Genomic DNA, 24,684 nt, shown 5'->3' with positions numbered 1-24,684 from the left:
CTTCTCTACTTTGTGGGAGAAGGGGAAGCTGGCGCTACGGCCTCCTGAACCCCGTCGGGCCGCCATAGAGATAGCCGATGCGCTCGACCGCTTCCTTCAGCCCCTCGCGCGAGACCAGCATGGTGTGGCCGTTGGCGTGGATCATGTCCTTTTCGTCGGTCATAACAGCGACATGGTCCTTCCAGAAGACGAGATCGCCGCGCTGAAGTCCGCCAAAATCCGCGCCCGGCTCGAACGGCGTGCCGATCGACGCCGCCTGCATGTCGGAGTCGCGCAGCACGTCCCTGCCGGTCATGCGCATCGCAAGCTGCACGAGGCCGGAACAGTCGATGCCGAAGCCGGAGACGCCGCCCCAGAGATAGGGCGTGCCAAGGAAGCTCTCGGCGACCGTGACGTAATCCTTTGCCAGTTCGGCGATCGGCCGCAAATGGCGGGCGATGATCGCCTGGCCGGATGGCAGCAGCGCGTACTGCGTGCCGCGCGTTTCGGCCGAGCCGGTCACCGTCACGGTCGAGCCCATCGACAGCTGCCCGCTTGTCGGAAAGCGCAGATCCGGGCCCGGATAGAGGAAGGTGCGCGGCACGGAGACGATGTGGGTCGGCGCATGGTCGCGCGCGCCGAGGAGATTGTCGGCCACATAACCGACATAGCCGTCGCGTTCGGCCTGCACCCAGGCCCAGCCTTCTGTGTCCTCGAAGACCAGCACGTCGTCGCCGAGCAGAGCCTGCGTGTTCACGCCCGCATCCGGGCGCGGCGCCTTGCGCAGGTCGGCGACCGAGGCCGTGATCCGCGCCGGCCGGCCGGTGACGAAGCGGTCGGCGGCGACCTCGCCCTTCAGCCTGGCATCGGCAAGGTCGGAGCGGAAGGCATGAAGGCGGGCATCCCTGGCGGTCAAATCGATAATCCAGTCAAATCAGCAATGAACTCAGATGGGGCGTTGAGGTCAGATGGGCAGCTCAAGCGCCCTGGCGACGATACCATCGCCGAAGCGCTCGACAAAGAGCGCGCCTTCCACCGTGCGCCGGATCAGCACGTTGCGCTTGTCGAGCTCGTCGCGGTGGCGCGACACCAGCTTCAGCGCCCCCATGGTGTCGAGGGCGCGGGTGATGACCGGCTTGGTGACATTGAGTTTTGCTGCAAGCCCGCGCACCGTGTGGGGCGGCGGATCGAGATAGATGGTGAACAGGATCGCCGTCTGGCGCATGGTGAGATCCGGCTCGCCATCGCGCACCTGGGCCAGCATCACCTGCTGCCACAGTCGCAAGGCCTGGCTCGGGCGCATCGAGATCGACATGCGCGAAGCATGCCGGCAAATTGTTTCGGTTCCGTTTCAGTGGAGATTTGTTGGTCGGACCATGACCTTGTCCGAAAACCGGTCCCCACTTTTTGCTACGCTGACCTCCGGTTCGGGATCATGGTCTAGCCGAAACGGCCAGCGATGACGCGCTCCAGCGCGCGAATTCCCTGTGCCTCCCCGCCGGTCAGTCCGTAGGGGCGATCGGCCGGATTCCAGGCGAAGATGTCGAGATGCGCCCAGCTGTGCGCCTTCTCGACGAAGCGCTTAAGGAAAAGCGCCGCGGTGATCGATCCGGCAAAGCCGTCGGTGGTGACGTTGTTGATGTCGGCGATCTTTGAGGAAAGCTTAGCGTCGTAGGGACGCCACAAAGGCATGCGCCACAGCGGATCCTCGACGGCAAGCGATGCCGCGGCCAGATCGGCGGCAAGCGTCTCGTCAGCGGTGTAGAAAGGCGGCAGATCCGGCCCCAGCGCGACGCGGGCGGCACCGGTCAGCGTCGCCATGTCGATCAGCAAAGCCGGCTGTTCCTCATCGGCCAGCGCCAACGCGTCGGCCAGGACCAGCCTGCCTTCGGCGTCCGTGTTGCCAATCTCGACCGTGATGCCCTTGCGGCTCCTGAGCACGTCGCCGGGCCGGAAGGCATTGCCGGCGATCGAATTCTCGACGGCAGGGATCAGCACGCGCAGCCGCACATTCAATTTCGCCGCCATGATCATGGAGGCGAGGCCCAGCACGTTGGCGGCGCCGCCCATATCCTTCTTCATCAAGAGCATGCCGGACGACGGCTTGATGTCGAGGCCGCCGGTGTCGAAGCAGACGCCCTTGCCGACCAGCGTCACCTTCGGCGCATCGCCCGGTCCCCAACTCATGTCGATCAGCCGCGGCGCGCCGGTCGAGGCCCGGCCGACCGCGTGAATCATCGGGAAGTTGTGCGCGAGGAGATCGTCGCCATGGATCACGGAGATATCGGCACCGTGGGCGACCGCGAGTTTCCGGGCGGCTTCTTCCAGCTCGAGCGGCCCCAGGTCGCTGGTCGGCGTGTTGACGAGGTCGCGTGTCAGGAACACGCTGTCGGCGACGCGGCGGACATGCGTAGCGTCTGCGCCTTCCGGAAGCGCAAAGCGCAAGGCCTTGCCGGGTTTCTTGCCGTAGCGGGTGAAGACATAGCCGCCAAGAGCCAGGGCGAGCGCGGCGAGATCGGGCTGCACGGGGGCCGACGCGAAACGCCAGTTGCCCTCCGGCAACGACCTTGCGAGCGCGCCGAGGGCAAGAACGCTTTCGCCATCGCCGGTGCCGAACAATGCGCCGGCAAGGCTGCCGCCCTCGCCCGGCAGGACCAGCGTGCGCCCTGCCTCTCCGGAAAAACCGTTGGCCCTTGCCCAGGCGACAGCGGGCGGCGGCAGCGCCGCGGCTTCAAGGGCGTCCTTCGCCACCAGATAGACAGGCAAGGCGGCTTCCGGCTTTTGCTCAACGAGTTCGACAGGCATGTGATGATCTCCGGCCGAACAGTTGAGTCGGCGCTTATTAACGGTCCGTTAGGGTTAACAGAATATTTCTGCGGGAGGGAAGACGGCCAGCCAATGGCCGCACAGGAATGGAGACCGGGCGCCGATGCCTACCGAAGCGTTGAACCTTACAGCCAAGCGTATGATCACCACGATCTTCCTGGCGGCGCTGGCGGCCAGCGTGGCGGGTTGCGGCACCACCGACAAGCTCACCACCGGCTCCATCTCCCGCTCCGACAGCAGGCCGCTGGAAACGATGTCGTCCAGCGAATTGCGTACCGCCACGTCCAGGCTTGGCCAATCCTACGCCCGCAATCCGAGCGACAAGCGCATCGCGATGAATTTCGCGGCGGCGCTGCAGATGGACGGCGACGCCGACCAATCACTGGCCGTGATGCGCAAGCTGGCGATCGCCTATCCCAAGGATCGCGAGGTACTTGCCGCCTATGGCAAGGCGCTTGCCGCCAACGGCCAGTTCGAGCCGGCGCTTGACGCCGTGCGGCGCGCGCAGACGCCCGAATATCCGGACTGGAAGCTGGTGTCGGCGGAAGCCGCCATTCTCGACCAGATGGGGCAGAAGGACGAGGCGCGGCAGGACTATCGCAAAGCGCTGGAACTGAAGCCGAACGAGCCTTCGGTGCTGTCCAATCTCGGTATGTCCTATGTGCTCGAAGGCGACCTGCGCACGGCGGAAACCTACATGCGCTCGGCCGCGCAGCAGCCTGGCGCCGACAGCAGGGTTCGGCAGAACCTGGCGCTGGTCGTCGGGCTGCAGGGCCGCTTCGACGAGGCAGAGAAGATCGCCTCGCAGGAACTGTCGCCCGAGCAGGCGCAGGCCAACATCGCCTATCTGCGGCAGATGCTGGCCCAACAGAACGCATGGAACCAGTTGAAGGATCAGGACAAGAACAAGGCGAAAGTCGCCACGAACTGATTGCAGCCGGGCGCTGGCAAGCATCGACCAACGCTGAAATCAAAAAAGCCGCGCGGGCGCCGCGCGGCTTTTTCGATTGAAGCGAACGGCCTGCCTACTGGCTGGAGGAGCTGTGCTGGTCGCCGAAGATGCCGCGCTGGCTGACCTGGATGCCGGCCGGACCCAGAATGATGGCGAACAGAACCGGCAGGAAGAACAGGATCATCGGCACGGTGAGCTTCGGCGGAAGCGCCGCGGCCTTCTTTTCGGCGGCGTTCATGCGCATGTCGCGGCTTTCCGAGGCAAGCACGCGCAGCGCGTGCGCCACCGGCGTGCCGTAGCGTTCGGCCTGGACCAGGGCCTGCGACACCGACTTCACCGATTCCAGGCCGGTGCGGCTTGCCAGGTTCTCATAGGCGATCTTGCGATCCTGCAGATAGGACAACTCAGCATTGGTGAGCACGAATTCCTCGGCGAGCGCCACCGACTGCGCGCCGACTTCTTCGGCAACCCTGCGCAAGGCCGCTTCCACCGACATGCCGGACTCCACGCAGATCAGCATCAGGTCGAGCGCGTCCGGCCACGCCAGCTGGATCGACTGCTTGCGCTTGGTCGCGCGGTTGTTGACGTAGAGGATCGGCGCGTAGAAACCGCCATAAGCGACAACGACGCAGACGAACAGCTTGATGAAAGCCGGTTGCTGCGGCAGGCCGCCGAGCACGAACAGATAGATGGCCGCCAAGGCAAAACCGACGAATGGCAGGACGAGGCGGAAGAAGAGGAAGCGCGTCAGCGGGTTCTGGCCGCGGAAGCCCGCGACCTTGAGCTTCTGGATCGTGCTTTCATCGGCAAGCGCTCGCCTGAGATCGAGGCGGTCGACGATGTTGCGCATGCCGATGGACTGTTCCTCGCGCAGGCCCCTGCGGCGGCGGTCGGCGTCGTTGGCCAGCCGCGCGCGCTGCTCGGCGCGCAATTTGTCGCGTTCGAGCGCCACGCTTTTCATGCGCGACTTGAGCGACGTGCCGCCGAACGCCGGCATGAGCGTGAAGACGGTCGCGAACACGGCAATGCCGACCAGCATCGCGATCAGGAAAGAAGGATCGGTAAGTGTTTTGACGACCTGTTCTGTCACCGGATCCGCCCCCTACACTTCGAAATTCATCATCTTGCGCATCACCAGGATGCCGATCGACATCCACACGCCCGAGCAGCCGAGGATCAGGTTGCCGACATTGGTGGTGAACAGCGGCATGATGTAGTTCGGGCTCGACAGATAGACGAGGAAGGCGACGACGAAGGGCAAGGCGCCGATGATGACGGCGGATGCCTTGGCTTCCATCGAAAGCGCCGCCACCTTGGCCTTCATCTTCTTGCGGTCGCGCAGGACGCGCGAAAGGTTGCCCAGCGCCTCGGACAGGTTGCCGCCGGCCTGTGACTGGATCTGGATGACGATGCCGAAGAAGCCGGCCTCGCTGCATGGCATGGTCTCGGACATGCGCATGGCGGCGTCGGGCACCGACATGCCCATCTGCTGGGAATCGACGATCCGGCGGAACTCGGACCGGACCGGTTCGGGCGATTCGTTGGCGATCAGGCGGATCGCATCGTTGAGCGGCAGGCCGGACTTGACCGCGCGCACGATGATGTCGAGCGCGTTCGGGAACTCTTCCAGGAAGGCCTTGACGCGGCGAGTGCGGCGAAACGAGACGAACCAGCGCGGCAGGCCGAGGCCGCCCGCCAGCAGGGCGCCGGGCAGTGCCCACAAAGGCGCGCCGATGAAAAAGAGAAGGGCCGTCAGCACGATGCCGCAGACGGCCGAATACATGTAGAAGCGCTCGATCGGAACCTGCATGCCGGCCTGGCGGATCTGAACCTTCAGCGGCGGTTTCTTGACGTTGCGATCGTTGGTCTTCTGCTTCTCGTCGAGCTGCTTGAGCGAGTCCTGGAGGCTTTTGCGCCGTTTGACCGCTTCCGCGGCGCGGTCGCGCGTGGCTTTCACCACCGACCGGTCGGTTTCAGCTGTCTTGATGGTCTGAAGCCGCTTGCCGGCCTGCTTCTCGTTATCGATGCGCGTGAACAGGAATGCATAGGCCACCGCGCCGGCGCTGAAGCCGGCGAGCACGATGAAAGCCAGTACGGTGGTGTCAATTCCGAACATCGACCGGGGCCCCTACACCTCCAGATGCGTTAGAGCGAGATGCGCTAAATAGGTGTCGGCATCCCGCTCTATCTGTTTGTTCTAGCCGCATTTCTGCGACGCCAAGTGATTCCACTTGGCTGCAAAATGCTCTAGTCAGCACGTTTCTCCATCGCCTCGAGCGCGTTGGCGAGGCGCTGCTCCTCGCCATAATAGCGGGCGCGGTCCCAGAAATGCGGGCGGCCGATGCCCGTCGACACATGTTCGCCGACCAGCCGGCCGCTCGAGTCCTCGCCCTTGATGTTGTAGAGCACAAGATCCTGGGTGATGATGACATCGCCTTCCATGCCGACCACCTCGGTGATGTGGGTGATGCGGCGCGAGCCGTCGCGCAGGCGAGCCGCCTGGATGATCACGTCGATCGAGCCGACGACGATCTCACGCACCGTGCGCTGCGGCAGCGAATAGCCGCCCATGGCGATCATCGATTCGATACGGTTGAGGCATTCGCGCGGGCTGTTCGAGTGGATCGTCCCCATCGAGCCGTCGTGGCCGGTGTTCATGGCCTGCAGCAGGTCGAACACTTCCGGTCCGCGCACTTCGCCGACGATGATCCGCTCAGGCCGCATGCGCAGGCAGTTCTTGACCAGGTCGCGCATGGTCACCTCGCCCTCGCCCTCCAGATTGGGCGGCCGGGTCTCGAGACGGACTACGTGCGGCTGCTGCAGCTGCAGTTCCGCCGAATCCTCGCAGGTGATGACGCGCTCCTCGCGGTCGATATAGTTGGTCAGGCAGTTGAGCAGCGTCGTCTTGCCGGAGCCGGTGCCGCCCGAAATGACGACATTGCAGCGGACGCGGCCTATGATCTTGAGGATTTCCGCGCCTTGCGGCGAGATGGCGCCGAACTTGACCAGCTGGTCCAGCGTCAGCTTGTCCTTCTTGAATTTGCGGATGGTGAGCGCGGTGCCGTCGATCGACAGCGGCGGCGCAATGACATTGACGCGCGAGCCGTCGGGCAGGCGCGCGTCGCAGATCGGACTCGATTCATCGACGCGGCGGCCGACCTGGCTGACGATGCGCTGGCAGATGTTGAGCAGCTGCTGGTTGTCGCGGAAACGGACGCTAGTCTGTTCGACCCGGCCATTGACTTCGATGTAGACGTTCTTGGAGCCGTTGACCATGATGTCGGCGATGTCGTCACGGGCAAGCAGTGGCTCCAGCGGTCCATAGCCCAGAACGTCGTTGCAGATGTCCTCGAGCAGCTCTTCCTGCTCGGAGATCGACATCGCGAAGTTCTTGATCGCGATGATGTCGTTGACGATGTCGCGGATTTCCTCGCGCGCGCTCTCGGGATCGAGCTTGGCGAGCTGCGACAGGTCGATCGTGTCGATCAGCGCGGAGAAGACCTGGCTCTTGGTGTCGTAATAGGTCTCCGAGCGCTCGCGCTGGACCCTTCTTGGCGGCTCCGGCGCCATGGGCGGCGCCTCGACGGGGCGACGCGCAGGTGCGGCGACCGGCGTGCTGGACGGCGGCGCGACCGGCCGTTCGACCGTCATCGTTCCCGTTGGAGCGGCGGCGGGAGCGGGTGCCGGCGGACGGAATTCGGGCGTTGCCCGGCTGCCGTCGTCTTTGCCTCTTTTACCAAACATGATCGACTACCCGATGCCGCTCAATCGGCGTCACTTCTTGTTGCGCGAGAGCTTGCCGAGGATCGAGCCCAGGCCTGCCTTCTTCCTTGCCTTGATTTCGCTGCGTCCTGTCAGCACATGCGCTATCTCGTTGATGGTGGCGACGACCGGGCTCTTGGCGTCCATCTCGGAGAGCATGCGGCCGTTGTTGGCGGCATTGCCGAACAGCAGCGGCTCGAAGTTGATCACCGCCATCGGCGCGATGCCGAGCGGTTCGGCGAAATCGGAAGCCGCGATCTCGGGCCGCTTCGGAACGCCCGCCTGGTTGATGATCAGCTTCGGCGGGGGATCGTTCGGACGCAGCCGCTTCAGCATGTCCACCATGTTCTTGGTGTTGCGAAGGTTCGCGAGCTCGGGCGTGGCCGTGATGACTATCTCATCCGCCTTGATCAGCGTGCTCTTCGACCACCCGCTCCAGACGTGAGGGACGTCGAGAACCAGCAAAGGCGCGCTGCGCTGCGCCGTCTCGATGACCTGCGCGAAGGCCTCTGGATCGAAATCATAGACGCGCTCGAGCGTCGAGGGAGCCGCGAGCAGCGACAGATGCTCGGCGCATTGCGCGAGCAGGCGGTCGAGATAGACCTCGTCGACCCGCTCGGGCGAAAACACCGCCTCGGCGATGCCTTGCGCCGGATCCTGATCGAAATTGATATTGGCGGTGCCGAAGGCGAGATCGAGATCGGCGATGACGACTTCGGACTTGAACAGGGAAGACATCGCCCAGGCGACATTATGAGCGATGGTCGAGGAGCCGACGCCGCCCTTGGCGCCGATGAAGGCGATCGAGCGGCCGATCGGCTCCGATTCCGGATCGACGAAAATCGACGACACGACGCTGACGATATCGGTCATCGAGACCGGCGCGATGACATATTCGGAAATGCCCGACCGGATAAGCTCGCGATAGAGCCCGACATCATTGTAGTGGCCGATGACCACGACCTTGGAGGACGGATCGCAATATTCCGCGAGCTGGCCGAGTTGCTCGAGCAACTGCTGTGGTTCGCTGCGCGATTCCAGCAGGATCAGGTTCGGTGTCGGCGCGGACTGGTAGAACTCGATCGCGGTCGGGATGCCGCCCATATGGACCTTGAGATGGGCCTTGGCCATCCGGCGATCCTCGCCGGCGCGCTCGACGGGATTGGCGACCCCCTCGGTCTCGCAGAAGGCCTGGATCGAAATGCGCGGCACGGGACGCAGCGCCTGCATGGCGGCAATGTCCTGCTGCGAAAGGTCGCCGGTTTCCGCGGGCGTGTCGTAGGCAAGATTGCTCATCGTCATGCTCTTTCCGTGACTGCTCTCTTCGTCGTCCGGCGCGGCCTAATAAGTCACTTCCGAGTTACCGAGGAACTCCTCGGAGATACCCCTGGCGCGGTATTTGTCGATCACCGCGCCGCGGTTTTCGGCGTCGATGTCGGACTGCTTGCGCGGCCCGATCAGATCGTTGGGATTGGCGACCTGGGCCGCCAAGTTGTTCTGGTACGAGCAGCCGAAGTCGGCATAGTGCTTGTTTTCCGACGTGTCCGTCAGATCATCTGGCCAACGGCCGCATTTGTCGGTCTGAGCCCGCACCGCGACAAAGGCGACGCGCACCGGCGCGGACGCTTCCGGCACCGCCGACTGATAGGATGTCATGACGATGCGGCTGCGCTTGACGCCCGCCGCCATGGCGAGCCTGGCAAAGTCGCGACCGGCGGCACGGGCAGCAACCTCGTTGGCGGACCCGGCAGGCATCGCGATCGTCAACGCTGGCGCGGCGCTCTTGTCGTAGCCGTCGAGGAAGCCGAGCAGCGCATCGCGCTGCGCACCGGTCATGCCGCGATCGCCGGCGCCGACCGGCAGGTCGATCTTCTGGTTCTTCTCGGCGATCACGATCGGATGGTTCGTGCGGTAATCGTCCGGAATTGATCCTACCGTGATACTGTCGCGGTTGGCGCAGCCTGCGAGCGATGCCGCAAGCATGACCGCCAGTGCCGGAACCATCTGCCGACGGATCCTCGCGATACCGGATGCTGTCCGGACCGTCATGACCTTCGATGCTGACTTGGACATATCCGCATTCCCACTCATTTGTAGATGAAGCCGACGACACCGTGATAGCGGCCCGGCGGCCTGTCGGTCTGCATGGTGCCGTAGACGCGGTTGACGCGGCCCAGGAACATGCCGGCACCGTCGCTCGCCGCATTGAAGTTGTCGTCCGGCTTAGCCAGGTCGTTGCGCGCCACCGGCCGCGACAGATAGGGGGTGATGATGATGACGAGCTCGCTTTCGTTGCGGACGAAATCGCGGCTGCGGAACAGCGTGCCGAGGACCGGAATTTTCGTCAGCCCGGGTAAGCCGTCGACAGCCTGCCGGATGTCGTCGCGGACGAGACCGGCGATCATCATCGAGCCGCCGGATGGCAGTTCCACGGTCGTATCCGCCAGGCGTTTGCGCAGCGAGATGATATTCGTGTCGCCCAAGGCGAACGAGCCTTCCGTAGTCGGCTCTGAAACCGCGGTTCTTACCTTTAGGCTGATACGGCCGGCAGACAACACCACCGGCTGGAACTCCAACCCGATGCCGTATTCGACCTTGTCCGCCGTCCAGGTCCTTTCACCAGTCTGATTGTCTGTCGATTTGTTGTTGGTGACGGAACTCACCATGTTGTATTCGCCACCGACCTTGAACGTCGCCTTTTCGCCCGAAACGGCGGTGAGCGTCGGCTCCGCGAGCGTCTTCATGACGCCCGACTGTTCCATGGCGTTGATAGTGCCTTGTAGAGACGAACTTTGGAAATTGAGGCCTGAAGCGGATAACGGCTTGCCGAGGCCGGGATAGGTGTCGACGGTGGAGCCGAAGGTTATACCGTTGGCACTGCCGTTGCCCACCATATTGACGCCGAGCTGCTTCATCACCGAGCGGCTGACTTCGGCGACGGTCACCTTGAGCGTCACCTGGTCGTCGCCGATGATCTGCAAGAGGTTGACGATCTTGGAGGTCCGGCGCTCCTGGTCGGGATTGTTGATGTCGACGCCGCCATTGACCGAGCCGCCGGCGGCGGTCTGCGAATACTGACCCGTCGTCGCTTCACCGCCCGACACGAAGATGGTTGCCAGGTCGACGGCGCGCTTGGAATCGAGCGGCGTGTCGACCGTGCCCGTCAGGACGACGTTGTCGTTGAGCAGCTCGACCTTGATCTGCGAGGACGGGATGAAGCGCTTCAGATAGTCTTCCAGCCCGGCGACGTCGCGCTCGACGGCCAGATCCAGGCTGACGATCTGCTCGCCATTGGGACCGAAAACAAAGATGTTGGTTTCGCCGACCGCCTTGCCGAACAGGTAGATGCGCCGCGCCGTGCGCGTCACGGCATCGGCGACCGCCGGATTGGCGACGAGGATATCATAGGCGTCGCTCGGCAAGTCGATGACCACGGATTTGTTGAGGCCGAGCTTGACGCGCTGCGTGGCGACGGAAGCCGACACGCTGGCGCTCGCGGCCTTGGCTTCGACCAGTCCCGGGGCGCTGGTGCCGGCCAGGAAAAGACCGATCGCCGCGGCGGCCAGGAAAGGCAGCAGTTTACCGTTCAGCCTCATTTCCTTGCTCCCACCTCGGAAACCTCGCCGGACTTGATCAGCCGCACGGTTCCGCGCCGGCCACTGCCGTTGACCAGGTAGTCGGCTTCGTCTGTACTCTTTTCATGGATGTCGGTGATCGGACGCAGCGCCAGCGTCAGGCGGTCCGCCATCTGCTGCGCCACGGTGATGATCTCGGCCTGCTGCGGCGTCAGCTCCAGCGTCGCGGTTTGGCCGACCCTGGTCTTCTTGCCTTCCTCGTCCTCCTGGATGGTCTGGTCGATGGCCAGCACGCGGATGTTCTTGAGGATGGTCGAGGTGTTGAAGCCGCTGCCGCCATTGCCGGTGTCGGCGCGGCGGGTCATGATGACGTCGACGAAGTCGTTGGGCAGGATGAAGCCGCCGGCGGACGTGTCGGCCGATATCGCGGTCGCGACGGCGCGCATGCCGGAAGGCAGGATCGACGACATGAAGCTCTGCCCCTCGCCGACCAGCTTGGAGCGCCGCAAAGGCTCGCCGGTATACATGGCGACACGGGCGACCGAGCCCTTGAGCTTTTCGACCGCGTCAGGCTCGGCGGCGCGCGTGATGAAATTGGCGTTGACGCCATCGGCCGGCCATTGTTCCCAGCTGATGTTGGTGCCGAGCTGGCTGCCCATCGCCACGTCGCCGGAGAGCACCAGCACATCCTGCAACGCGATCGCCGGCTGCTTGGGCGCATCGACGACGACCTGAGGCGGCGGCGCCACGACCATGTTCTTCGCCACATAGCCCGCGCCACCCGCCGCGACCGCAGCCACGCCCAGAATAATCAATCGGGATGCTGGCATTCGTCCGAAACCCTTCGCCTCAAGGCAAACCACCTCGCCAGGCCGGACTTTGCAGCTGCAATCGTCAAAACAAGGTTAATGCAATGCTTACGATCGTGATTAATTTAAGGTTTACTCAAATTAGACGGAACGGCCCGCCGTTAACAAAAAAGGCGGCCAGGCCGCCTTGTGAAGGGGCGGCTGGGCCGCCTGGGGGAGTCGGCGACATCGATGTCGCCCAAGCCTATGTCGTGAGCCTCTCCAGCGCCCAGATCATCAGCGGCGAGTCCGGGAAAGTGATCAGTCCACCCGCGCCCAGCGCGATGCCATATGGGATGCCAACGCTTTCGTCCGCGAAATGGCGCAGAAATCGGTTGCGGCCGGTGTACATGGGGAGCGGCGATTTCCGGTAAGCAAGGATTGCGAGCGTAAGCAGGCCGCCGATGAAAGCCGACGTCACCAGGTAGCCGATCAGATTGATGCTGAGGCCCATCCATAGAGCGGTCGCGGCCAGAAGCTTGGCGTCGCCGCCGCCCATGCCACCGAGCGCGAAAAGGCCGAACGTCACCGCAAGCACGAGGGCGCCGGCAGCGAAGTGCCAGCCATAGGTTGCCCAGTCCATTCCGGTGAGCGGCGCGACAAGCGCGAATGTCGCGACCAACAGCATCGGAACACGGTTGGCGATCGTCATCGACAAGGTATCCGAGACCGCAGCGAACAGCATGCAGAAGGGAAAGACGACGAAGATCACGGCTTCAAGCATCGGTTACGGTGCGCCCATGGCAGTTTCCAGAGGCATCCTAGGCGTGCTGGATTAACGATCGATGAGGCCGGACGATCAAAATAGGCCGACCGCATGAAAAAGGGCCGCCAGCTGGCGGCCCTTTTTCTTTCTGTCGATAAAGACGCGACAGCGCGGTCTTATTATGGAGCCGTGGCGCCGTTGAGGGTCGCGGCGATGTTCGCGAACTTGGCGTTCAGCGCGCCGCCGAGCTGGGTGGCGCCGACCATGATGGCGAGCGCGATGAGAGCGGCGATCAGACCGTATTCGATAGCGGTCGCGCCGGATTCGTCCTTCACGAAACGTGCAATGAGATTAGACATTCGAGAGCTCCTACTCCACGTGTTACAGCACTTCCGTCAACTTCTCTTTGCGGTTGATCGGATGCTGCAAATCTAGGGAGAAGCCGTTTCAATCGGCTTAATAAACAGCCTTACCGATTCCTTTCCGGTGGTGAACGCCCCGAGTGGTTAACCGCGGCCTAAACATCGCCAGCCGGCTCGGGCCCCCGGGAAACCGGAGCTTGTGCACTATTCCTAAAACAGTAAGCGCCATCGACGCGTGCCGCGCCATGCAAGCCGATCCTTAATCATGCCGGGCCCGGCTTAACCGTTGCTTCACCAATCTCGTTCATGTTCCGTTGAACAATCTGCCCGCCGGGAGCGCTTCAATGACGTCGTCGAGATCGCTGTTTCCAGTCGCCGCGCTGCTGGCAACTGCAGCCTTGGTCATGCCGGCCAGGGCCGGCGCCGGTATAGAAGTCACCATGAACCAGGCAAAGATCGTCAAATTGTCACGCGCGGCCGACACGGTCGTCATCGGCAATCCGGCGATCGCCGACGCCTCCGTGCAGGACGCCTCGACCATTGTTCTCACCGGCAAGGGCTTCGGTGTCACCAACGTGGTCGTGCTCGATTCCGACGGCAGCCCGATCATCGATGAACAGGTGACGGTCGTGCGACAGGCCGCCTCCTCGGTGCGCATCTACAGACGCGCCGAAGTCCAGACCATGTCCTGCACGCCCTATTGCGAGAGTGCCTTCAAGAGCGAGGCCGAGAAGGCTTCCGAAACCGAAATGAGCGCCGGGCACTGAGCCCTGCGGGGGCCGAACCTCATGGGCATTAAAGACAGCTTAAGGCTTGCCCGACGAATTTAACGATCATCCAAACCGGAACTCAATGGGTTTTCGCTAACCTTGCCGCCGGTACCGCAAGGGGGATCGGCAGGAACTTAATATGAGCAAGGACGCTACATCCGGCAACGGCATGGACAGCAAGGCGCGCGCCAGATCGCGCCCAGGCTTCTTCAGCGACAGGCGCGGCAGCACCGCGATGGAATTCGCGATGCTGGCCATCCCGTTCGCGCTTCTCGTCTTCGCCATCCTCGAGAGCTGCATTTCGTTCGCCGGCCAGGAGGTGATGGCCAACGTCACCGACGATGTGGCCCGCCAGCTGCGGACCGGACAGTTGCAGAAGGCGAACGTCACCGAGACCTCCATCAAGCAGCTGATCTGCAGCAGGCTCGAGATCATGGTGGCCAAGGACTGCCCAGGATTGCTGGTCGATTTGCGCGAATATCCGAGTTTCGCCGACGCCGCCACGGCGGGCTTCAAGATCGTCGACGGCGACATCGTGCTGGTGCAAGGCACCAATTCGATGACCTTCACGGTCTCGCCGGGGCTGGCGGAGTCCATCAACATGTTGCGGGTGTTCTACAAATGGCCGGTGATGACCGATTTCCTGGCCAAGTCGATGGCCAATCTGAAGGACGGCAACACGCTGCATTTCGCATCGGTGACTTGGCAGAACGAACCATTCGACGACAATTGAGACTGCTCGACGGCTGAAGCCGGGGCGTGGAGGACGATATGCATAGTGCGGGGGCACTTCGGGGGATTTCGGCGAAGGTGGAGCGGTTTTGCCGCGACCGCCGCGGCGTCGCGGCGATCGAGTTCGCGTTCATCGTGCCGGTGCTCCTGATCATGTATTTCATCACGATGGAGGCCTCGCAGGCCATCGAGACCAGCAAGAAGGTCAGCCGCATCGGCAGCATGGTCGCGGATCTCGTCACGCAGCAGCAGAGCGTCGTGAAGGCGAACCTCGACGCAATGATGCAGATCGGCACATCGACGCTGCAGCCTTACAACCGTTCATTGCCGACGATCATCATCACAGGCATACAGATCACGGACGAAGCGTCACCGAGGGTGCTGGTTGTATGGTCGCGCAAGGTGGTGGGCACCACCTACAGCGCCGATGCGGCCGTCAACACGATCACCACGGTGCCGGCGACACTGAAAATCCGCAACACCTTCCTGGTCCGCGTGGAGAGCGACCTCGGCTACAAGCCGATCATCACCTGGTCCGCCAGCAATTCGCAGTCGCTCGGGCTGACCTCGGCCTTCAGCAACATATCGATGAGCGAAACCTATTATCTAAGGCCGCGCCGCAGTCCGACGATTCCCTGCAGCGACTGCTGATACGCTATTCCTGCCCGGCCGTTTCCTGCCGCACGATCGCCACGGCCATCGCATAGTCCTTCTGCGCGGCCGGTCCGAAGCCGCCGGAATGTGCCCTCTCCAGCAGTTCATAGACGTCGGGCGTCTGGGACTTGAGATTGGTCAGGAAGACCGTCAGCTGGCGCTTTGCCTCCGGATCGAGATCGCTGCGGACGGTGTGCGGTCCGTAGCGCAACAGGCCCGAGGTCCATAACACCCGAAGCGACGTCTCGGGGATGCCGGCAGCCTCCAGCCGCGCGACGGTACCCTCGGAACGGATGGACCGGCCCTCGGCATTGGCCGTCTCCCAGCCGAACAGCGCGTCCGCTTCGCCGTCGCTCAGCATCGTTTCGGCCGCGGTGGCCGAAATGGCGCGCGTCAGGAAGGGCGAATCCTGTGTGATCTTGACGCCTTCGGCCGACAGCGCCGACAGCGGCAGCAGAGAACCGCCGACATTGTCGGCGGGCGCGATCGCGATCCGGTGCGAAGCCATGGCGGCAAGGTCCGAAAGCCTGCCGTCGCGTGTCACCAGGACGGAACGGATGCCGACGGCGCCGTCGGCATCGACCGGCGCCACCAGAGGTTCGACACAGCCGCAGCGCTCCGAAGCCGTGGCGTAGGCGAGAGCGGAATAGATCGCGTACTGCACGCGTCCGCTCGCCTGCGCCTCGATCAGCGTCGCGTAATCGCGCGCGACGACGAACTCGACCTTCATGCCGAGCGCATTGGCATAGGCGTCGGTCAGGCGCGCGAGCCCCGGAACGGTGTTGCCGCCGCCCGGTTCGGCGACGATGCCGATGCGGAACGTACCGATGTCGTCACGCCAGTCGGCGCGTGCCGGCCCGAAGGCGGCGGCTAACGCCGCAACAGCGGCCGCGCACATCTTCACGGCCTGCCTTGCCGCGGTTTTGCCGCGCCTTGCCATACCTGCTTCGCTCCCGCCGCACCTGCGCCCAACCGCAACTATGGCGCCAAGCCGTTGCGGTTTGGTTTCCGATTTGCCAACACCGCCGGGGAACCTTATGTCTGGCAGCCAGGACTGACAACAAAGATACCCATGGCGCGCGCGTTCTTGTTTGTTCTCGATTCCTTCGGCATCGGCGGCGCGGCCGACGCCGAACGCTATGGCGATGCCGGCGCCGACACGTTCGGACATATTTTTCAGGCCTGCGCCGATGGTCGCGCCGATCGGGAAGGTTTGCGCAACGGGCCGCTCGCCGTGCCAAACATGATGTCGCTCGGGCTTGGCCGGGCGGCACGGACGGCAACCGGACTTAAGCTCGACGTCGATGAGCCGTTGCTTGCCTCGTCCTTCCACGGCGCCGCCCAGGAAGTGTCGAGCGGCAAGGATACGCCCTCCGGCCATTGGGAGATCGCCGGCCTGCCGGTGCGTTTCGACTGGGGCTATTTTCCAGACACGGTGCCGGCCTTCCCGGCCGAGCTGACCGACGCGATCATCCGCGAAGGCAAGCTGCCTGGCATCCTCGGCAATTGCCATGCGCCGGGAACCGAGATCATAGAGCGGCTCGGCGAAGAGCATATCCGCACAGGCAAGCCGATCTGCTACACCTCGGTCGATTCCGTGCTGCAGATCGCCGCGCATGAAACGCATTTCGGCCTGGAGCGGCTTTATGAGCTTTGCCTCACGGTGCGCCGGCTGGTCGATCCGCTCAAGATCGGGCGCGTGATCGCGCGGCCATTCGTGGGCGAGACGCCTGCCACGTTCCAGCGCACCCACAATCGACGCGACTATGCGGTGCCGCCGCCGGAGCCGACCCTGCTCGACCGGCTGACCGGGCGCGGCAGCAAGGTCATCGCCGTAGGCAAGATCGGCGACATCTTCGCTCATCGCGGCATTTCGGAAGTGCGCAAGGCCGGCGGCAACATGGCGATGTTCGACAAGGCGCTCGGCGCCATGGACGATGCCCGCGACGGCGACCTGGTCTTTGCCAATTTTGTCGATTTCGACACCGAGTTCGGCCACCGGCGCGATGTCGCCGGCTATGCCGCAGCGCTCGAAGCCTTCGACCGCCGGCTGCCGGAGGCGCTGTCGCGCACCGGGCCGGGAGACCTTCTGATCCTCACCGCCGACCATGGCAACGATCCGACCTGGCGCGGCACCGACCATACGCGCGAACGCGTTCCGGTGATCGGCGCCGGGCCAGGGCTGAGGGGCGGTGACATCGGGCTCAGGCCGACCTTCGCCGATATCGGCGAAACGGTCGCGGATCATCTCGGCCTGGCAACCGGTCGCCATGGAACATCCTTCCTCGCAGCGATAGGCGGCCATGCCTGAGCTGCCGGAAGTCGAGACCGTACGGCGCGGACTGCAGCCGGCTCTGGAAGGGGCGCGGCTGGTCAAGGTCGAGGCACGCAGGCCCGACCTTCGCTTTCCTTTTCCCGAGCGCTTTTCGGAGCGGCTTACCGGCAAGACCGTGACGGCGCTTGGCCGACGCGCCAAATACCTCACGATGCATATCGAGAACGGCCCGGTTCTCATCTGTCATCTCGGCATGTCGGGATCGTTCCGGGTCGAGGCCGCCGGAAGCAGCGACACCCCTGGCATCTTCCATCACGAGCGCTCGAAGAGCGTAGCGCATGACCATGTCGTGTTCGACGTCGCCTCGACGACGGACGAGCGATCGCGCGTCATCTTCAACGACCCGCGCCGCTTCGGCTTCATGCTGTTTGCCGAAGGGCCGCCGGACACACATCCGATGCTGGCGGGGCTAGGCATCGAGCCAACCGGCAACGCGCTCGACGGCCCCCTGCTCGCCTCGCTGCTGAAGGATCGCAGATCGCCGCTGAAGGCAGCGCTGCTCGATCAGCGGCTGATTGCCGGACTAGGCAATATATATGTGGCGGAAGCCTTGTGGCGCGCCGGCCTCTCGCCGCTGCGCGAAGCCGGCACCATCGCCGGATCGGCCAAGAAGGCGAAAGAGCAAAGCGAGCGTCTCGCCGGGGCGATCCGCTCGGTCATCGCCGATGCGATCGCTGCCGGCGGCTCCTCGCTGCGCGACTATGTCCAGGCCGACGGATCGCTCGGCTATTTCCAGCATTCCTTCGCGGTCTATGACCGCGAGGGGGAGCCATGCCCGAAGCCGGGCTGCCGCGGCCATATCGAGCGCATCGTGCAGAGCGGCCGCTCGACCTTCTATTGCCGGACCTGTCAGCGGTAAGCTAGGAACAGTATCGATCATCCCTCTGCCGCGGAAGGAAGCGAAGCATGACCTATGAAACCATTCTCGTGGAGACACGCGGCAAGGTCGGGCTGATCACGCTGAACCGGCCCAAGGCGCTCAATGCGCTGAATTCGCAAGTCCTTGGCGAGGTCGTGGCGGCGGCGAGCGCGTTCAACGCCGATCCCGGGATCGGCGCGATGGTGCTTACGGGCTCGGAAAAGGCGTTTGCCGCCGGCGCCGACATCAAGGAAATGCAGGCGATGTCCTTCGCCGACGCCTACACGCAGGACTTCTTCGTCGGTTGGGAGGAATTCACGCGCACGCGCAAGCCGATCATCGCGGCGGTCGCGGGCTATGCGCTTGGCGGCGGCTGCGAGCTGGCCATGATGTGCGACTTCATCATCGCCGGCGACAACGCCAAGTTCGGCCAGCCCGAAATCACGCTCGGCGTCATGCCGGGCATGGGCGGATCGCAGCGGCTGACCCGCTTCGTCGGCAAGTCGAAGGCGATGGACATGTGCCTGACCGGGCGGATGATGGACGCGGCCGAAGCCGAGCGGAGCGGGCTGGTATCGCGGGTGGTGCCGGTGGCCGAGCTCACCGAGGAAGCGCTGAAGGCGGCGGCCAAGATCGCCGAGTTCTCGCTGCCGTCGGTGATGATGGCCAAGGAGGCCGTCAACCGCGCTTACGAGACGACCCTCGCCGAAGGGCTGCGCTTCGAGCGACGCCTGTTCCATTCACTGTTTGCGCTCGACGACCAGAAAGAAGGCATGGCCGCCTTCGTCGAGAAGCGGAAGCCGAATTTCACCAACCGCTAAGCAGGTTCCGCAATGTGCCCCACGGCTTTGCGATCAAGACCTGCTTAGGGCATGCCGCCCCATGACTGAAAGCGGGTGATGACGCGACGCGTTTTCAGTCTCCAAAAAGACCGCCAAGTGGGCGTTGACGCGCCGGAAAAGCTGAACTATAAGCCGCACCAACCGAGGCGGCCCCGTGGCTGCCCGTTTGTTTTTTGCGCCCTGCGGCACCCGCTGGCGCCCACCAGATCAGAAGAGAGGCATCATGGCCAACACGTCTTCGGCCAAAAAGGCAACGCGCAAGATCGCCCGCCGCGCAGCGGTCAACAAGAACCGCCGCTCGCGCGTCCGCACCTATGTCCGCAAGGTCGAAGAGGCGCTGGCCGCCGGCGACAAGGCCGCGGCGGTGGAAGCCTTCAAGGCGGCTGAGCCGGAATTGATGCGCGCCGCCACCAAGGGCGTCGTCCACAAGAACACGGCTTCCCGCAAGGTCTCGCGGCTGGCCCAGCGGGTCAAGACGCTTTCGGCCTGACCGACTTAATCCTTAATCCATCGATGTTGAACCCGGCCGCACAGGCCGGGTTTTTTCGTTTGCCGGCAAGTACTTAAAAAAATTGCTCGCGAGCAACGCTTGTGACGCGATTCCAATGCCAGTAATGTTTTGCCGGCATATTCAGCGCCACTGATATCGGCGCGCCCTCCCCGAGGCAACTGCCCAAATTTGCCTGTCAAAAAAAACGTAGCTTTTTCATTAGCTTACGGCGGGTCATCCACAGCTTGTTCAACTCACAGTCGAGCGGCAGGGGAGAAGTAGCTGTCAAGAGAATTATTTCAGAATATTTCGTTTCGGGCGGCCTTTTTCATATTCGCCGGAAAAGGGTTTGAATCACAATGGCTTTGTCAAAACGCGCCGCCCCGACACCCGATTTCAAGCCCCCTCCGGTAACCAGATTCGTTAAAAAACCGTTAGATGTGGCCTTGCCCTATCCACAGCGATTTCGGTAATGTCCATCCATCGAAGGGACGGGCTTTAGCCCCTGACCCAGCCTGAATCGGCCAGCACAAAATGGCGGAATTCATGACGTGGAGCAATTCCGCGTGTGGCTTGGTTTGTCTCTTCGGTGCGGGTAGGGGACTGGCGTAATTGTACATGGCGGTCGATGTCTCGCCGGCGTTTCGCCGGAGGGAGAAGTATTGCCCTGTCTTTGTCGGAAGCCGGCGTGCGGAGCCGGCAGCTGGTCCCTTGCGCGAGTTGCGATGATCGTTGCCGGCGGCGGCAATGGCAGCGCAGCAATATGAGGTCGCCGGACCAAGGATGCAGGAGGCGCATCCCCGGTGGGAAAAAGGGTACGAGCAGACAAGGGACTTTTATCATGCAAAGCGGCATCGAGAGGGAGATTGCGGGCGAGCTCCCATTTTCAGCAACTTTTGTCGGAGGGGGCGACGTGGCGGCATCCAGCGACGCGGAACAGAAGTTCGAACGGGTCAAGGTTCAGCTGAAGGCGCGTCTTGGAGCCGAGGTCTATTCGAGCTGGTTCGGTCGCATGAAGGTCGCCGAGGCCTCCCGCGGCATTGTCCGCATCTCCGTGCCTACAGCCTTCCTGCGGTCATGGATCAACGGCCACTATCTTGAGCTGATCGCGGAGTTGTGGCGGCATGAGGATCCGGACGTCCTCAAGATCGAGATCGTCGTGCGCACGGCCACGCGCCAGGGGCGCAACCATGTCGAGCCGGAAGTGGCGCCGACGCGCAAGATGACCAAGCAGACGCACACGTCGCTCGCCAACGGCACCGCGAGCGCCGGGCGCGTGGAACAACGGGCGCCGGCGGCGCGCCAGGGCGTGCCCGCGGAAACGGAGTTCCGCCACAATGTGCTGGGGTCGCCGCTCGACCCGCGCTACACGTTCAGCTCCTTCATCGAGGGGCCGTCGAATAGGGTGGCCTTCGCGGCGGCCAGGGCGGTGGCGGAATCGCAGTCGAGCGCGGTGCGTTTCAACCCGCTTTTCCTGCATGCGACCGTCGGGCTCGGCAAGACGCACCTGTTGCAGGCGATCGCGGCGGAATCGCTGCGGCAAAACCCGAAGTCGCGCGTCGTCTACCTGACCGCGGAATATTTCATGTGGCGCTTCGCCACCGCGATCCGCGACAACAACGCGCTGACGCTGAAGGAGCAGCTGCGCGACATCGATCTCTTGATCATCGACGACATGCAGTTCCTGCAGGGCAAGTCGATCCAGCACGAATTCTGCCACCTCATCAACATGCTGCTCGACAGCGCCAAGCAGGTCGTGGTCGCGGCCGACCGGCCGCCGTCGGAACTGGAATCGCTGGAGCCGCGCGTGCGTTCGCGCCTCAATGGCGGCGTGGCGCTGGAAATGTCGGCACCGGATTTCGCCATGCGGCTCGGCATGCTGAAGCTGCGCCGCGCCACCGCCAAGACCGATGACACCTCACTCGACATCTCGGACGAAATCCTGGAGCATGTCGCGCGCACGGTGACCGGCAGCGGCCGCGAGCTCGAAGGCGCCTTCAACCAGCTTCTGTTCCGCCAGTCCTTCGAGCCGCAGATCACCATCGACCGCATCGACGAGATCCTCGGCCACATCTACCGCTCCGGGGAGCCGAAGCGGGTGCGCATCGAGGACATCCAGCGCATCGTGGCGCGCCACTACAACGTGTCGAAGACGGAGCTTCTGTCCAACCGGCGCACGCGCACGATCGTCAAGCCGCGGCAGGTGGCGATGTATCTGTCGAAGGTGATGACGCCGCGCTCGTTGCCGGAAATCGGGCGGCGCTTCGGCGGCCGCGACCACACGACGGTGCTGCATGCCGTGCGCAAGATCGAGGACCTTTCGGGCGCGGACAACACGCTGGCGCAGGAGCTCGAGCTGCTCAGAAGGCTGATCAACGACCAGGCCTGAGGGGGTGCAGAAATGGCCGGCGACCTGCTTCGCCGGCTTTATCCCCAGAAAGCCCGCGCTGCCGGCCGGAACCGGTGCCGCGGGCTTGCGTTCGCAGGCTTTTTACTGTCAGCTTACAGAGATTCTGAAAGCCTTTCAGCGCTTTCGCGGGATGCCGCCTGCCGGTGACCCGTTCATTCATTGAAGCGAGCCTGTTTCGTCATGCGTGTTATCCTGGAACGGTCAAATCTCCTGAAGTCCCTCAACCACGTCCACCGCGTGGTCGAGCGGCGCAACACCATTCCGATCCTGTCCAACGTGCTGCTCAGCGCCGAGGGCGCCAGCCTCGAGATGAAGGCGACGGACCTCGACCTCGAAGTGACGGAGGCGACGCCCGCCAAGGTCGAGCGCGGCGGCGCGACGACGGTGCCGGCGCATCTGCTCTATGACATCGTGCGCAAGCTTTCCGACGGCGCGGAGGTGATGCTGAAGACGGACGAGGACGGCAACGCGATGACCGTCACCTCCGGTCGTTCGAGCTTCCGTTTGCAGTGCCTGCCGCAATCCGACTTCCCGGAGCTTTCGGCCGGTTCGTTCTCGCATATTTTCCGGTTGGAATCGGCGGCGCTCAAAGGGCTGATCGACAAGACCCAGTTCGCCATCTCCACCGAAGAGACGCGCTACTATCTCAACGGCATCTTCCTGCACACGCATGAGGTGGGCGGTAAATTGAAGCTGCGCTCGGTGGCGACCGACGGACACCGCCTGGCGCGGGCCGAAATCGACGCGCCGGCAGGTTCTGAAGGCATGCCCGGCATCATCATTCCGCGCAAGACGGTGAGCGAGCTGCAGAAGCTGGTCGACGATCCCGATGTGGCGGTGACGACGGAACTGTCGGACACTAAGATCCGCTTCACCATCGGCAGCGTCGTTTTGACCTCGAAGCTGATCGACGGCACCTTCCCCGACTATCAGCGCGTCATCCCGACCGGCAACGACAAGAAGCTGATCATCGACCGCCAGAGCTTCGCCGCGGCGGTAGACCGCGTTTCGACCATCTCGTCCGAGCGCGGCCGGGCGGTGAAACTGTCGATCAATGACGGCCAGCTGACTTTGGCCGTCAACAACCCCGACTCTGGCAGCGCCACCGAGGAACTGGCGGCCGACTATTCGTCGGACCCGATCGAGATCGGCTTCAATGCCAAATACCTGCTCGATGTCGCTGCCCAGCTCACGGGGTCCGAGGCCAAGTTCATGCTGGCCGATGCCGGTTCGCCAACGCTGATCCACGACATGGCCGATGAAACCGCGCTCTACGTGCTGATGCCGATGCGGGTCTAGGGTGTCTTTGTCGGCGCAATTCCGGACGGAAAACCGCAGTGCACTTTTCCTGGAATTGCTCTAGCGGACCCGATGTGTCGCCGTGACCGCGGATGCGAAACAGCTTCGGCAGCAAAGCTATCTAAGTAAGCTGACGCTTACTAACTTCCGCAACTATGCGACCCTTTCGCTCGACCTCACACCCGGCGCGGTGGTGCTGTCGGGCGACAATGGCGCGGGCAAGACCAATCTCCTGGAAGCGATCTCGTTCTTGACACCTGGCCGGGGCCTGCGCCGCGCGCCCTATGCGGATGTGGCGCGCGAAGGCGGCGATGGCGGCTTCGCCCTGCATGCGCGCATCGAGGGACCGGAAGGCCAGGTCGAGATCGGCACCGGTATTTCCGGTGGCGACGCCGCCGGCGAAGGCGGCAGGAAGGTGCGGATCAACGGCGCGCCGGCGCGATCGGCCGAGGATATGCTGGAATGGCTGCGGGTCGTGTGGCTCACGCCGGCGATGGACGGCCTGTTTCCCGGGCCTGCCGGAGACCGTCGCCGCTTCCTCGACCGGCTGGTGCTGGCGATCGACCCCGGCCATGGCCAGCGCGCGCTCGACTATGAGAAGGCCATGCGAGGCCGTAACCGATTGCTTACGGAAGGCTCGCGCGACGGCGCCTGGTTCGACGCGATCGAGACGCAGATGGCCGAGACGGGGGTGGCGATCGCCGCGGCCCGGGCCGAGTTGGTAAGGCTGCTTGCCGCCATGATCGACAGATTGCCCGGCAGCGGGCCGTTTCCGCAGGCCGACATCAGCCTCGCAGGCGACCTGGAGAGCGAGGTCGCCGTCGCGCCGGCCGTCGATGTCGAGGAGCGCTTCCGCCGCGCGCTTGCCAATGGCCGCGAGCGCGACCGTGCCGCCGGCCGCACGCTGGACGGTCCGCACCGCTCGGATCTCCTGGTGCGGCATCGGCCGAAGTCGATGCCGGCGGAGCTGTGCTCGACCGGCGAGCAGAAGGCGCTGCTGGTCGGCATCGTGCTGTCCCACGCCAGGCTGACAGGCGAGATGTCGGGCCTCACGCCAATCCTGCTCCTGGACGAGATCGCCGCGCATCTCGACGCTGGCCGGCGCGCGGCGCTGTTCTCCATCCTGGAGGAGCTGAACTGCCAGGCCTTCATGACCGGCACGGATGCTGCCTTGTTTTCCAGCCTTGCCGGCCGGGCGCAGTTCCTGACGGTCGATCACGGCAGCGTCGAGCTGACCGGCTGACTAGCCTGGCGGGTGCTTGTGCTGCGGGACAAGGCTGCGC

At 63.8% G+C, this 24,684-nt stretch carries 24 protein-coding genes; 11 read left to right on the top strand and 13 right to left on the bottom strand.

Annotated elements, in window-relative coordinates:
• Nucleotides 1–34 precede the first annotated feature (34 nt).
• The 3 genes from RFM41_RS13925 to RFM41_RS13915 all read right to left on the bottom strand — a co-directional run bounded on the left by RFM41_RS13925 (nucleotide 35) and on the right by RFM41_RS13915 (nucleotide 2,784).
• A complete protein-coding gene (locus RFM41_RS13925) occupies nucleotides 35–895 on the bottom strand; it encodes a C40 family peptidase (protein ID WP_320248888.1) in 861 nt (286 codons plus the stop codon).
• Nucleotides 896–943: 48 nt separating this feature from the next.
• Complete coding sequence (locus tag RFM41_RS13920) at nucleotides 944–1,294, bottom strand: MarR family winged helix-turn-helix transcriptional regulator (RefSeq protein WP_320248890.1); 351 nt, start codon at nucleotides 1,292–1,294, stop codon at nucleotides 944–946.
• Nucleotides 1,295–1,419: 125 nt separating this feature from the next.
• The gene (locus tag RFM41_RS13915; RefSeq protein WP_320248891.1) at nucleotides 1,420–2,784 is read right to left on the bottom strand and encodes a leucyl aminopeptidase family protein; all 1,365 of its coding nucleotides are present in this window, start codon (nucleotides 2,782–2,784) and stop codon (nucleotides 1,420–1,422) included.
• A 124-nt stretch (nucleotides 2,785–2,908) separates the two neighbouring features.
• Here RFM41_RS13915 and RFM41_RS13910 point away from each other — a divergent pair, with 124 nt between their 5' ends.
• Entirely contained in the window at nucleotides 2,909–3,736 is an 828-nt protein-coding gene (locus RFM41_RS13910; RefSeq protein ID WP_320248892.1) for a tetratricopeptide repeat protein, read from the top strand.
• A gap of 94 nt (nucleotides 3,737–3,830) precedes the next feature.
• Here RFM41_RS13910 and RFM41_RS13905 read toward each other — a convergent pair whose 3' ends face one another.
• The 9 genes from RFM41_RS13905 to RFM41_RS13865 form a co-directional block, all read right to left on the bottom strand.
• Nucleotides 3,831–4,847, bottom strand: coding sequence for a type II secretion system F family protein (locus RFM41_RS13905; protein WP_320248893.1), 1,017 nt, complete (start codon nucleotides 4,845–4,847; stop codon nucleotides 3,831–3,833).
• A 12-nt stretch (nucleotides 4,848–4,859) separates the two neighbouring features.
• The gene (locus RFM41_RS13900) at nucleotides 4,860–5,873 is read right to left on the bottom strand and encodes a type II secretion system F family protein (RefSeq protein WP_320248894.1); all 1,014 of its coding nucleotides are present in this window, start codon (nucleotides 5,871–5,873) and stop codon (nucleotides 4,860–4,862) included.
• Between the two features lie 131 nt (nucleotides 5,874–6,004).
• Entirely contained in the window at nucleotides 6,005–7,501 is a 1,497-nt protein-coding gene (locus RFM41_RS13895; protein WP_320248895.1) for a TadA family conjugal transfer-associated ATPase, read from the bottom strand.
• Between the two features lie 30 nt (nucleotides 7,502–7,531).
• Entirely contained in the window at nucleotides 7,532–8,815 is a 1,284-nt protein-coding gene (locus RFM41_RS13890; protein ID WP_320248897.1) for a CpaE/TadZ family protein, read from the bottom strand.
• A 45-nt stretch (nucleotides 8,816–8,860) separates the two neighbouring features.
• Nucleotides 8,861–9,592 (bottom strand): CpaD family pilus assembly protein, encoded by a 732-nt coding sequence (locus RFM41_RS13885; protein WP_320248899.1) that lies wholly within the window; start codon nucleotides 9,590–9,592, stop codon nucleotides 8,861–8,863.
• A gap of 14 nt (nucleotides 9,593–9,606) precedes the next feature.
• A complete protein-coding gene (locus tag RFM41_RS13880) occupies nucleotides 9,607–11,115 on the bottom strand; it encodes a type II and III secretion system protein family protein (RefSeq protein WP_320248901.1) in 1,509 nt (502 codons plus the stop codon).
• Nucleotides 11,112–11,924 (bottom strand): Flp pilus assembly protein CpaB, encoded by an 813-nt coding sequence (gene cpaB, locus RFM41_RS13875; protein WP_320248906.1) that lies wholly within the window; start codon nucleotides 11,922–11,924, stop codon nucleotides 11,112–11,114. The genes RFM41_RS13880 and cpaB overlap by 4 nt, the downstream gene beginning before the upstream one ends.
• Before the next feature lie 223 nt (nucleotides 11,925–12,147).
• On the bottom strand, nucleotides 12,148–12,666 hold the full coding sequence (locus RFM41_RS13870) for an A24 family peptidase (RefSeq protein WP_320248908.1): 519 nt from the start codon (nucleotides 12,664–12,666) through the stop codon (nucleotides 12,148–12,150).
• Nucleotides 12,667–12,827: 161 nt separating this feature from the next.
• The gene (locus RFM41_RS13865; protein ID WP_095765933.1) at nucleotides 12,828–13,007 is read right to left on the bottom strand and encodes a Flp family type IVb pilin; all 180 of its coding nucleotides are present in this window, start codon (nucleotides 13,005–13,007) and stop codon (nucleotides 12,828–12,830) included.
• 347 nt (nucleotides 13,008–13,354) lie between these two features.
• Between RFM41_RS13865 and RFM41_RS13860 the strand changes: the two genes are divergently transcribed.
• From RFM41_RS13860 to RFM41_RS13850, 3 genes are all read left to right on the top strand, one after another.
• Nucleotides 13,355–13,777, top strand: a complete 423-nt coding sequence (locus RFM41_RS13860) for a pilus assembly protein N-terminal domain-containing protein (RefSeq protein ID WP_320248910.1) — start codon at nucleotides 13,355–13,357, stop codon at nucleotides 13,775–13,777.
• A 142-nt stretch (nucleotides 13,778–13,919) separates the two neighbouring features.
• Entirely contained in the window at nucleotides 13,920–14,513 is a 594-nt protein-coding gene (locus RFM41_RS13855; RefSeq protein WP_430691532.1) for a TadE/TadG family type IV pilus assembly protein, read from the top strand.
• Nucleotides 14,514–14,551: 38 nt separating this feature from the next.
• Nucleotides 14,552–15,163: a TadE/TadG family type IV pilus assembly protein gene (locus RFM41_RS13850; protein WP_320248912.1), complete on the top strand. Its 612-nt coding sequence runs from the start codon at nucleotides 14,552–14,554 to the stop codon at nucleotides 15,161–15,163.
• A 4-nt stretch (nucleotides 15,164–15,167) separates the two neighbouring features.
• Here RFM41_RS13850 and RFM41_RS13845 read toward each other — a convergent pair whose 3' ends face one another.
• On the bottom strand, nucleotides 15,168–16,064 hold the full coding sequence (locus RFM41_RS13845) for a phosphate/phosphite/phosphonate ABC transporter substrate-binding protein (RefSeq protein ID WP_430691537.1): 897 nt from the start codon (nucleotides 16,062–16,064) through the stop codon (nucleotides 15,168–15,170).
• A 174-nt stretch (nucleotides 16,065–16,238) separates the two neighbouring features.
• Here RFM41_RS13845 and RFM41_RS13840 point away from each other — a divergent pair, with 174 nt between their 5' ends.
• The 7 genes from RFM41_RS13840 (at nucleotide 16,239) to recF (ending at nucleotide 24,644) form a co-directional block, all read left to right on the top strand.
• Nucleotides 16,239–17,477, top strand: coding sequence for a phosphopentomutase (locus RFM41_RS13840; protein ID WP_320248914.1), 1,239 nt, complete (start codon nucleotides 16,239–16,241; stop codon nucleotides 17,475–17,477).
• Nucleotides 17,470–18,360 carry a bifunctional DNA-formamidopyrimidine glycosylase/DNA-(apurinic or apyrimidinic site) lyase gene (gene mutM / locus RFM41_RS13835; RefSeq protein ID WP_320248915.1) on the top strand — a complete coding sequence of 297 codons (891 nt, stop codon included), beginning with the start codon at nucleotides 17,470–17,472 and terminating at the stop codon, nucleotides 18,358–18,360. Before RFM41_RS13840 ends, mutM begins: the two co-directional genes overlap by 8 nt.
• A 47-nt stretch (nucleotides 18,361–18,407) precedes the next feature.
• Nucleotides 18,408–19,181 (top strand): enoyl-CoA hydratase, encoded by a 774-nt coding sequence (locus RFM41_RS13830; protein WP_320248917.1) that lies wholly within the window; start codon nucleotides 18,408–18,410, stop codon nucleotides 19,179–19,181.
• A 244-nt stretch (nucleotides 19,182–19,425) separates the two neighbouring features.
• Nucleotides 19,426–19,692: a 30S ribosomal protein S20 gene (rpsT, locus tag RFM41_RS13825; protein WP_040985913.1), complete on the top strand. Its 267-nt coding sequence runs from the start codon at nucleotides 19,426–19,428 to the stop codon at nucleotides 19,690–19,692.
• An 841-nt stretch (nucleotides 19,693–20,533) separates the two neighbouring features.
• The gene (gene dnaA, locus RFM41_RS13820; protein WP_320248924.1) at nucleotides 20,534–22,081 is read left to right on the top strand and encodes a chromosomal replication initiator protein DnaA; all 1,548 of its coding nucleotides are present in this window, start codon (nucleotides 20,534–20,536) and stop codon (nucleotides 22,079–22,081) included.
• Between the two features lie 201 nt (nucleotides 22,082–22,282).
• Nucleotides 22,283–23,401: a DNA polymerase III subunit beta gene (gene dnaN, locus RFM41_RS13815; protein WP_040994017.1), complete on the top strand. Its 1,119-nt coding sequence runs from the start codon at nucleotides 22,283–22,285 to the stop codon at nucleotides 23,399–23,401.
• A gap of 82 nt (nucleotides 23,402–23,483) precedes the next feature.
• A complete protein-coding gene (gene recF / locus RFM41_RS13810; protein ID WP_320248927.1) occupies nucleotides 23,484–24,644 on the top strand; it encodes a DNA replication/repair protein RecF in 1,161 nt (386 codons plus the stop codon).
• Nucleotides 24,645–24,684 lie beyond the last annotated feature (40 nt).

Source organism: Mesorhizobium vachelliae (assembly GCF_033977325.1).
Taxonomy (GTDB): Bacteria; Pseudomonadota; Alphaproteobacteria; order Rhizobiales; family Rhizobiaceae; genus Mesorhizobium; species Mesorhizobium vachelliae.
Note: the sequence above shows the minus strand (reverse complement) of the source record. Positions and strands in the feature narration are given on the sequence as shown.

What these genes read in the sequence shown, in the direction of transcription:
- RFM41_RS13920 (WP_320248890.1), bottom strand. Translation starts at nt 1,294, where the DNA reads ATGTCGATCTCGATGCGCCCGAGCCAGGCCTTGCGACTGTGGCAGCAG.
- RFM41_RS13915 (WP_320248891.1), bottom strand. Translation starts at nt 2,784, where the DNA reads ATGCCTGTCGAACTCGTTGAGCAAAAGCCGGAAGCCGCCTTGCCTGTC.
- RFM41_RS13910 (WP_320248892.1), top strand. Translation starts at nt 2,909, where the DNA reads ATGCCTACCGAAGCGTTGAACCTTACAGCCAAGCGTATGATCACCACG.
- RFM41_RS13900 (WP_320248894.1), bottom strand. Translation starts at nt 5,873, where the DNA reads ATGTTCGGAATTGACACCACCGTACTGGCTTTCATCGTGCTCGCCGGC.
- RFM41_RS13895 (WP_320248895.1), bottom strand. Translation starts at nt 7,501, where the DNA reads ATGTTTGGTAAAAGAGGCAAAGACGACGGCAGCCGGGCAACGCCCGAA.
- RFM41_RS13890 (WP_320248897.1), bottom strand. Translation starts at nt 8,815, where the DNA reads ATGAGCAATCTTGCCTACGACACGCCCGCGGAAACCGGCGACCTTTCG.
- RFM41_RS13885 (WP_320248899.1), bottom strand. Translation starts at nt 9,592, where the DNA reads ATGTCCAAGTCAGCATCGAAGGTCATGACGGTCCGGACAGCATCCGGT.
- RFM41_RS13880 (WP_320248901.1), bottom strand. Translation starts at nt 11,115, where the DNA reads ATGAGGCTGAACGGTAAACTGCTGCCTTTCCTGGCCGCCGCGGCGATC.
- cpaB (WP_320248906.1), bottom strand. Translation starts at nt 11,924, where the DNA reads ATGCCAGCATCCCGATTGATTATTCTGGGCGTGGCTGCGGTCGCGGCG.
- RFM41_RS13870 (WP_320248908.1), bottom strand. Translation starts at nt 12,666, where the DNA reads ATGCTTGAAGCCGTGATCTTCGTCGTCTTTCCCTTCTGCATGCTGTTC.
- RFM41_RS13865 (WP_095765933.1), bottom strand. Translation starts at nt 13,007, where the DNA reads ATGTCTAATCTCATTGCACGTTTCGTGAAGGACGAATCCGGCGCGACC.
- RFM41_RS13860 (WP_320248910.1), top strand. Translation starts at nt 13,355, where the DNA reads ATGACGTCGTCGAGATCGCTGTTTCCAGTCGCCGCGCTGCTGGCAACT.
- RFM41_RS13855 (WP_430691532.1), top strand. Translation starts at nt 13,920, where the DNA reads ATGAGCAAGGACGCTACATCCGGCAACGGCATGGACAGCAAGGCGCGC.
- RFM41_RS13850 (WP_320248912.1), top strand. Translation starts at nt 14,552, where the DNA reads ATGCATAGTGCGGGGGCACTTCGGGGGATTTCGGCGAAGGTGGAGCGG.
- RFM41_RS13845 (WP_430691537.1), bottom strand. Translation starts at nt 16,064, where the DNA reads ATGTGCGCGGCCGCTGTTGCGGCGTTAGCCGCCGCCTTCGGGCCGGCA.
- RFM41_RS13840 (WP_320248914.1), top strand. Translation starts at nt 16,239, where the DNA reads ATGGCGCGCGCGTTCTTGTTTGTTCTCGATTCCTTCGGCATCGGCGGC.
- mutM (WP_320248915.1), top strand. Translation starts at nt 17,470, where the DNA reads ATGCCTGAGCTGCCGGAAGTCGAGACCGTACGGCGCGGACTGCAGCCG.
- RFM41_RS13830 (WP_320248917.1), top strand. Translation starts at nt 18,408, where the DNA reads ATGACCTATGAAACCATTCTCGTGGAGACACGCGGCAAGGTCGGGCTG.
- rpsT (WP_040985913.1), top strand. Translation starts at nt 19,426, where the DNA reads ATGGCCAACACGTCTTCGGCCAAAAAGGCAACGCGCAAGATCGCCCGC.
- dnaA (WP_320248924.1), top strand. Translation starts at nt 20,534, where the DNA reads ATGCAAAGCGGCATCGAGAGGGAGATTGCGGGCGAGCTCCCATTTTCA.
- dnaN (WP_040994017.1), top strand. Translation starts at nt 22,283, where the DNA reads ATGCGTGTTATCCTGGAACGGTCAAATCTCCTGAAGTCCCTCAACCAC.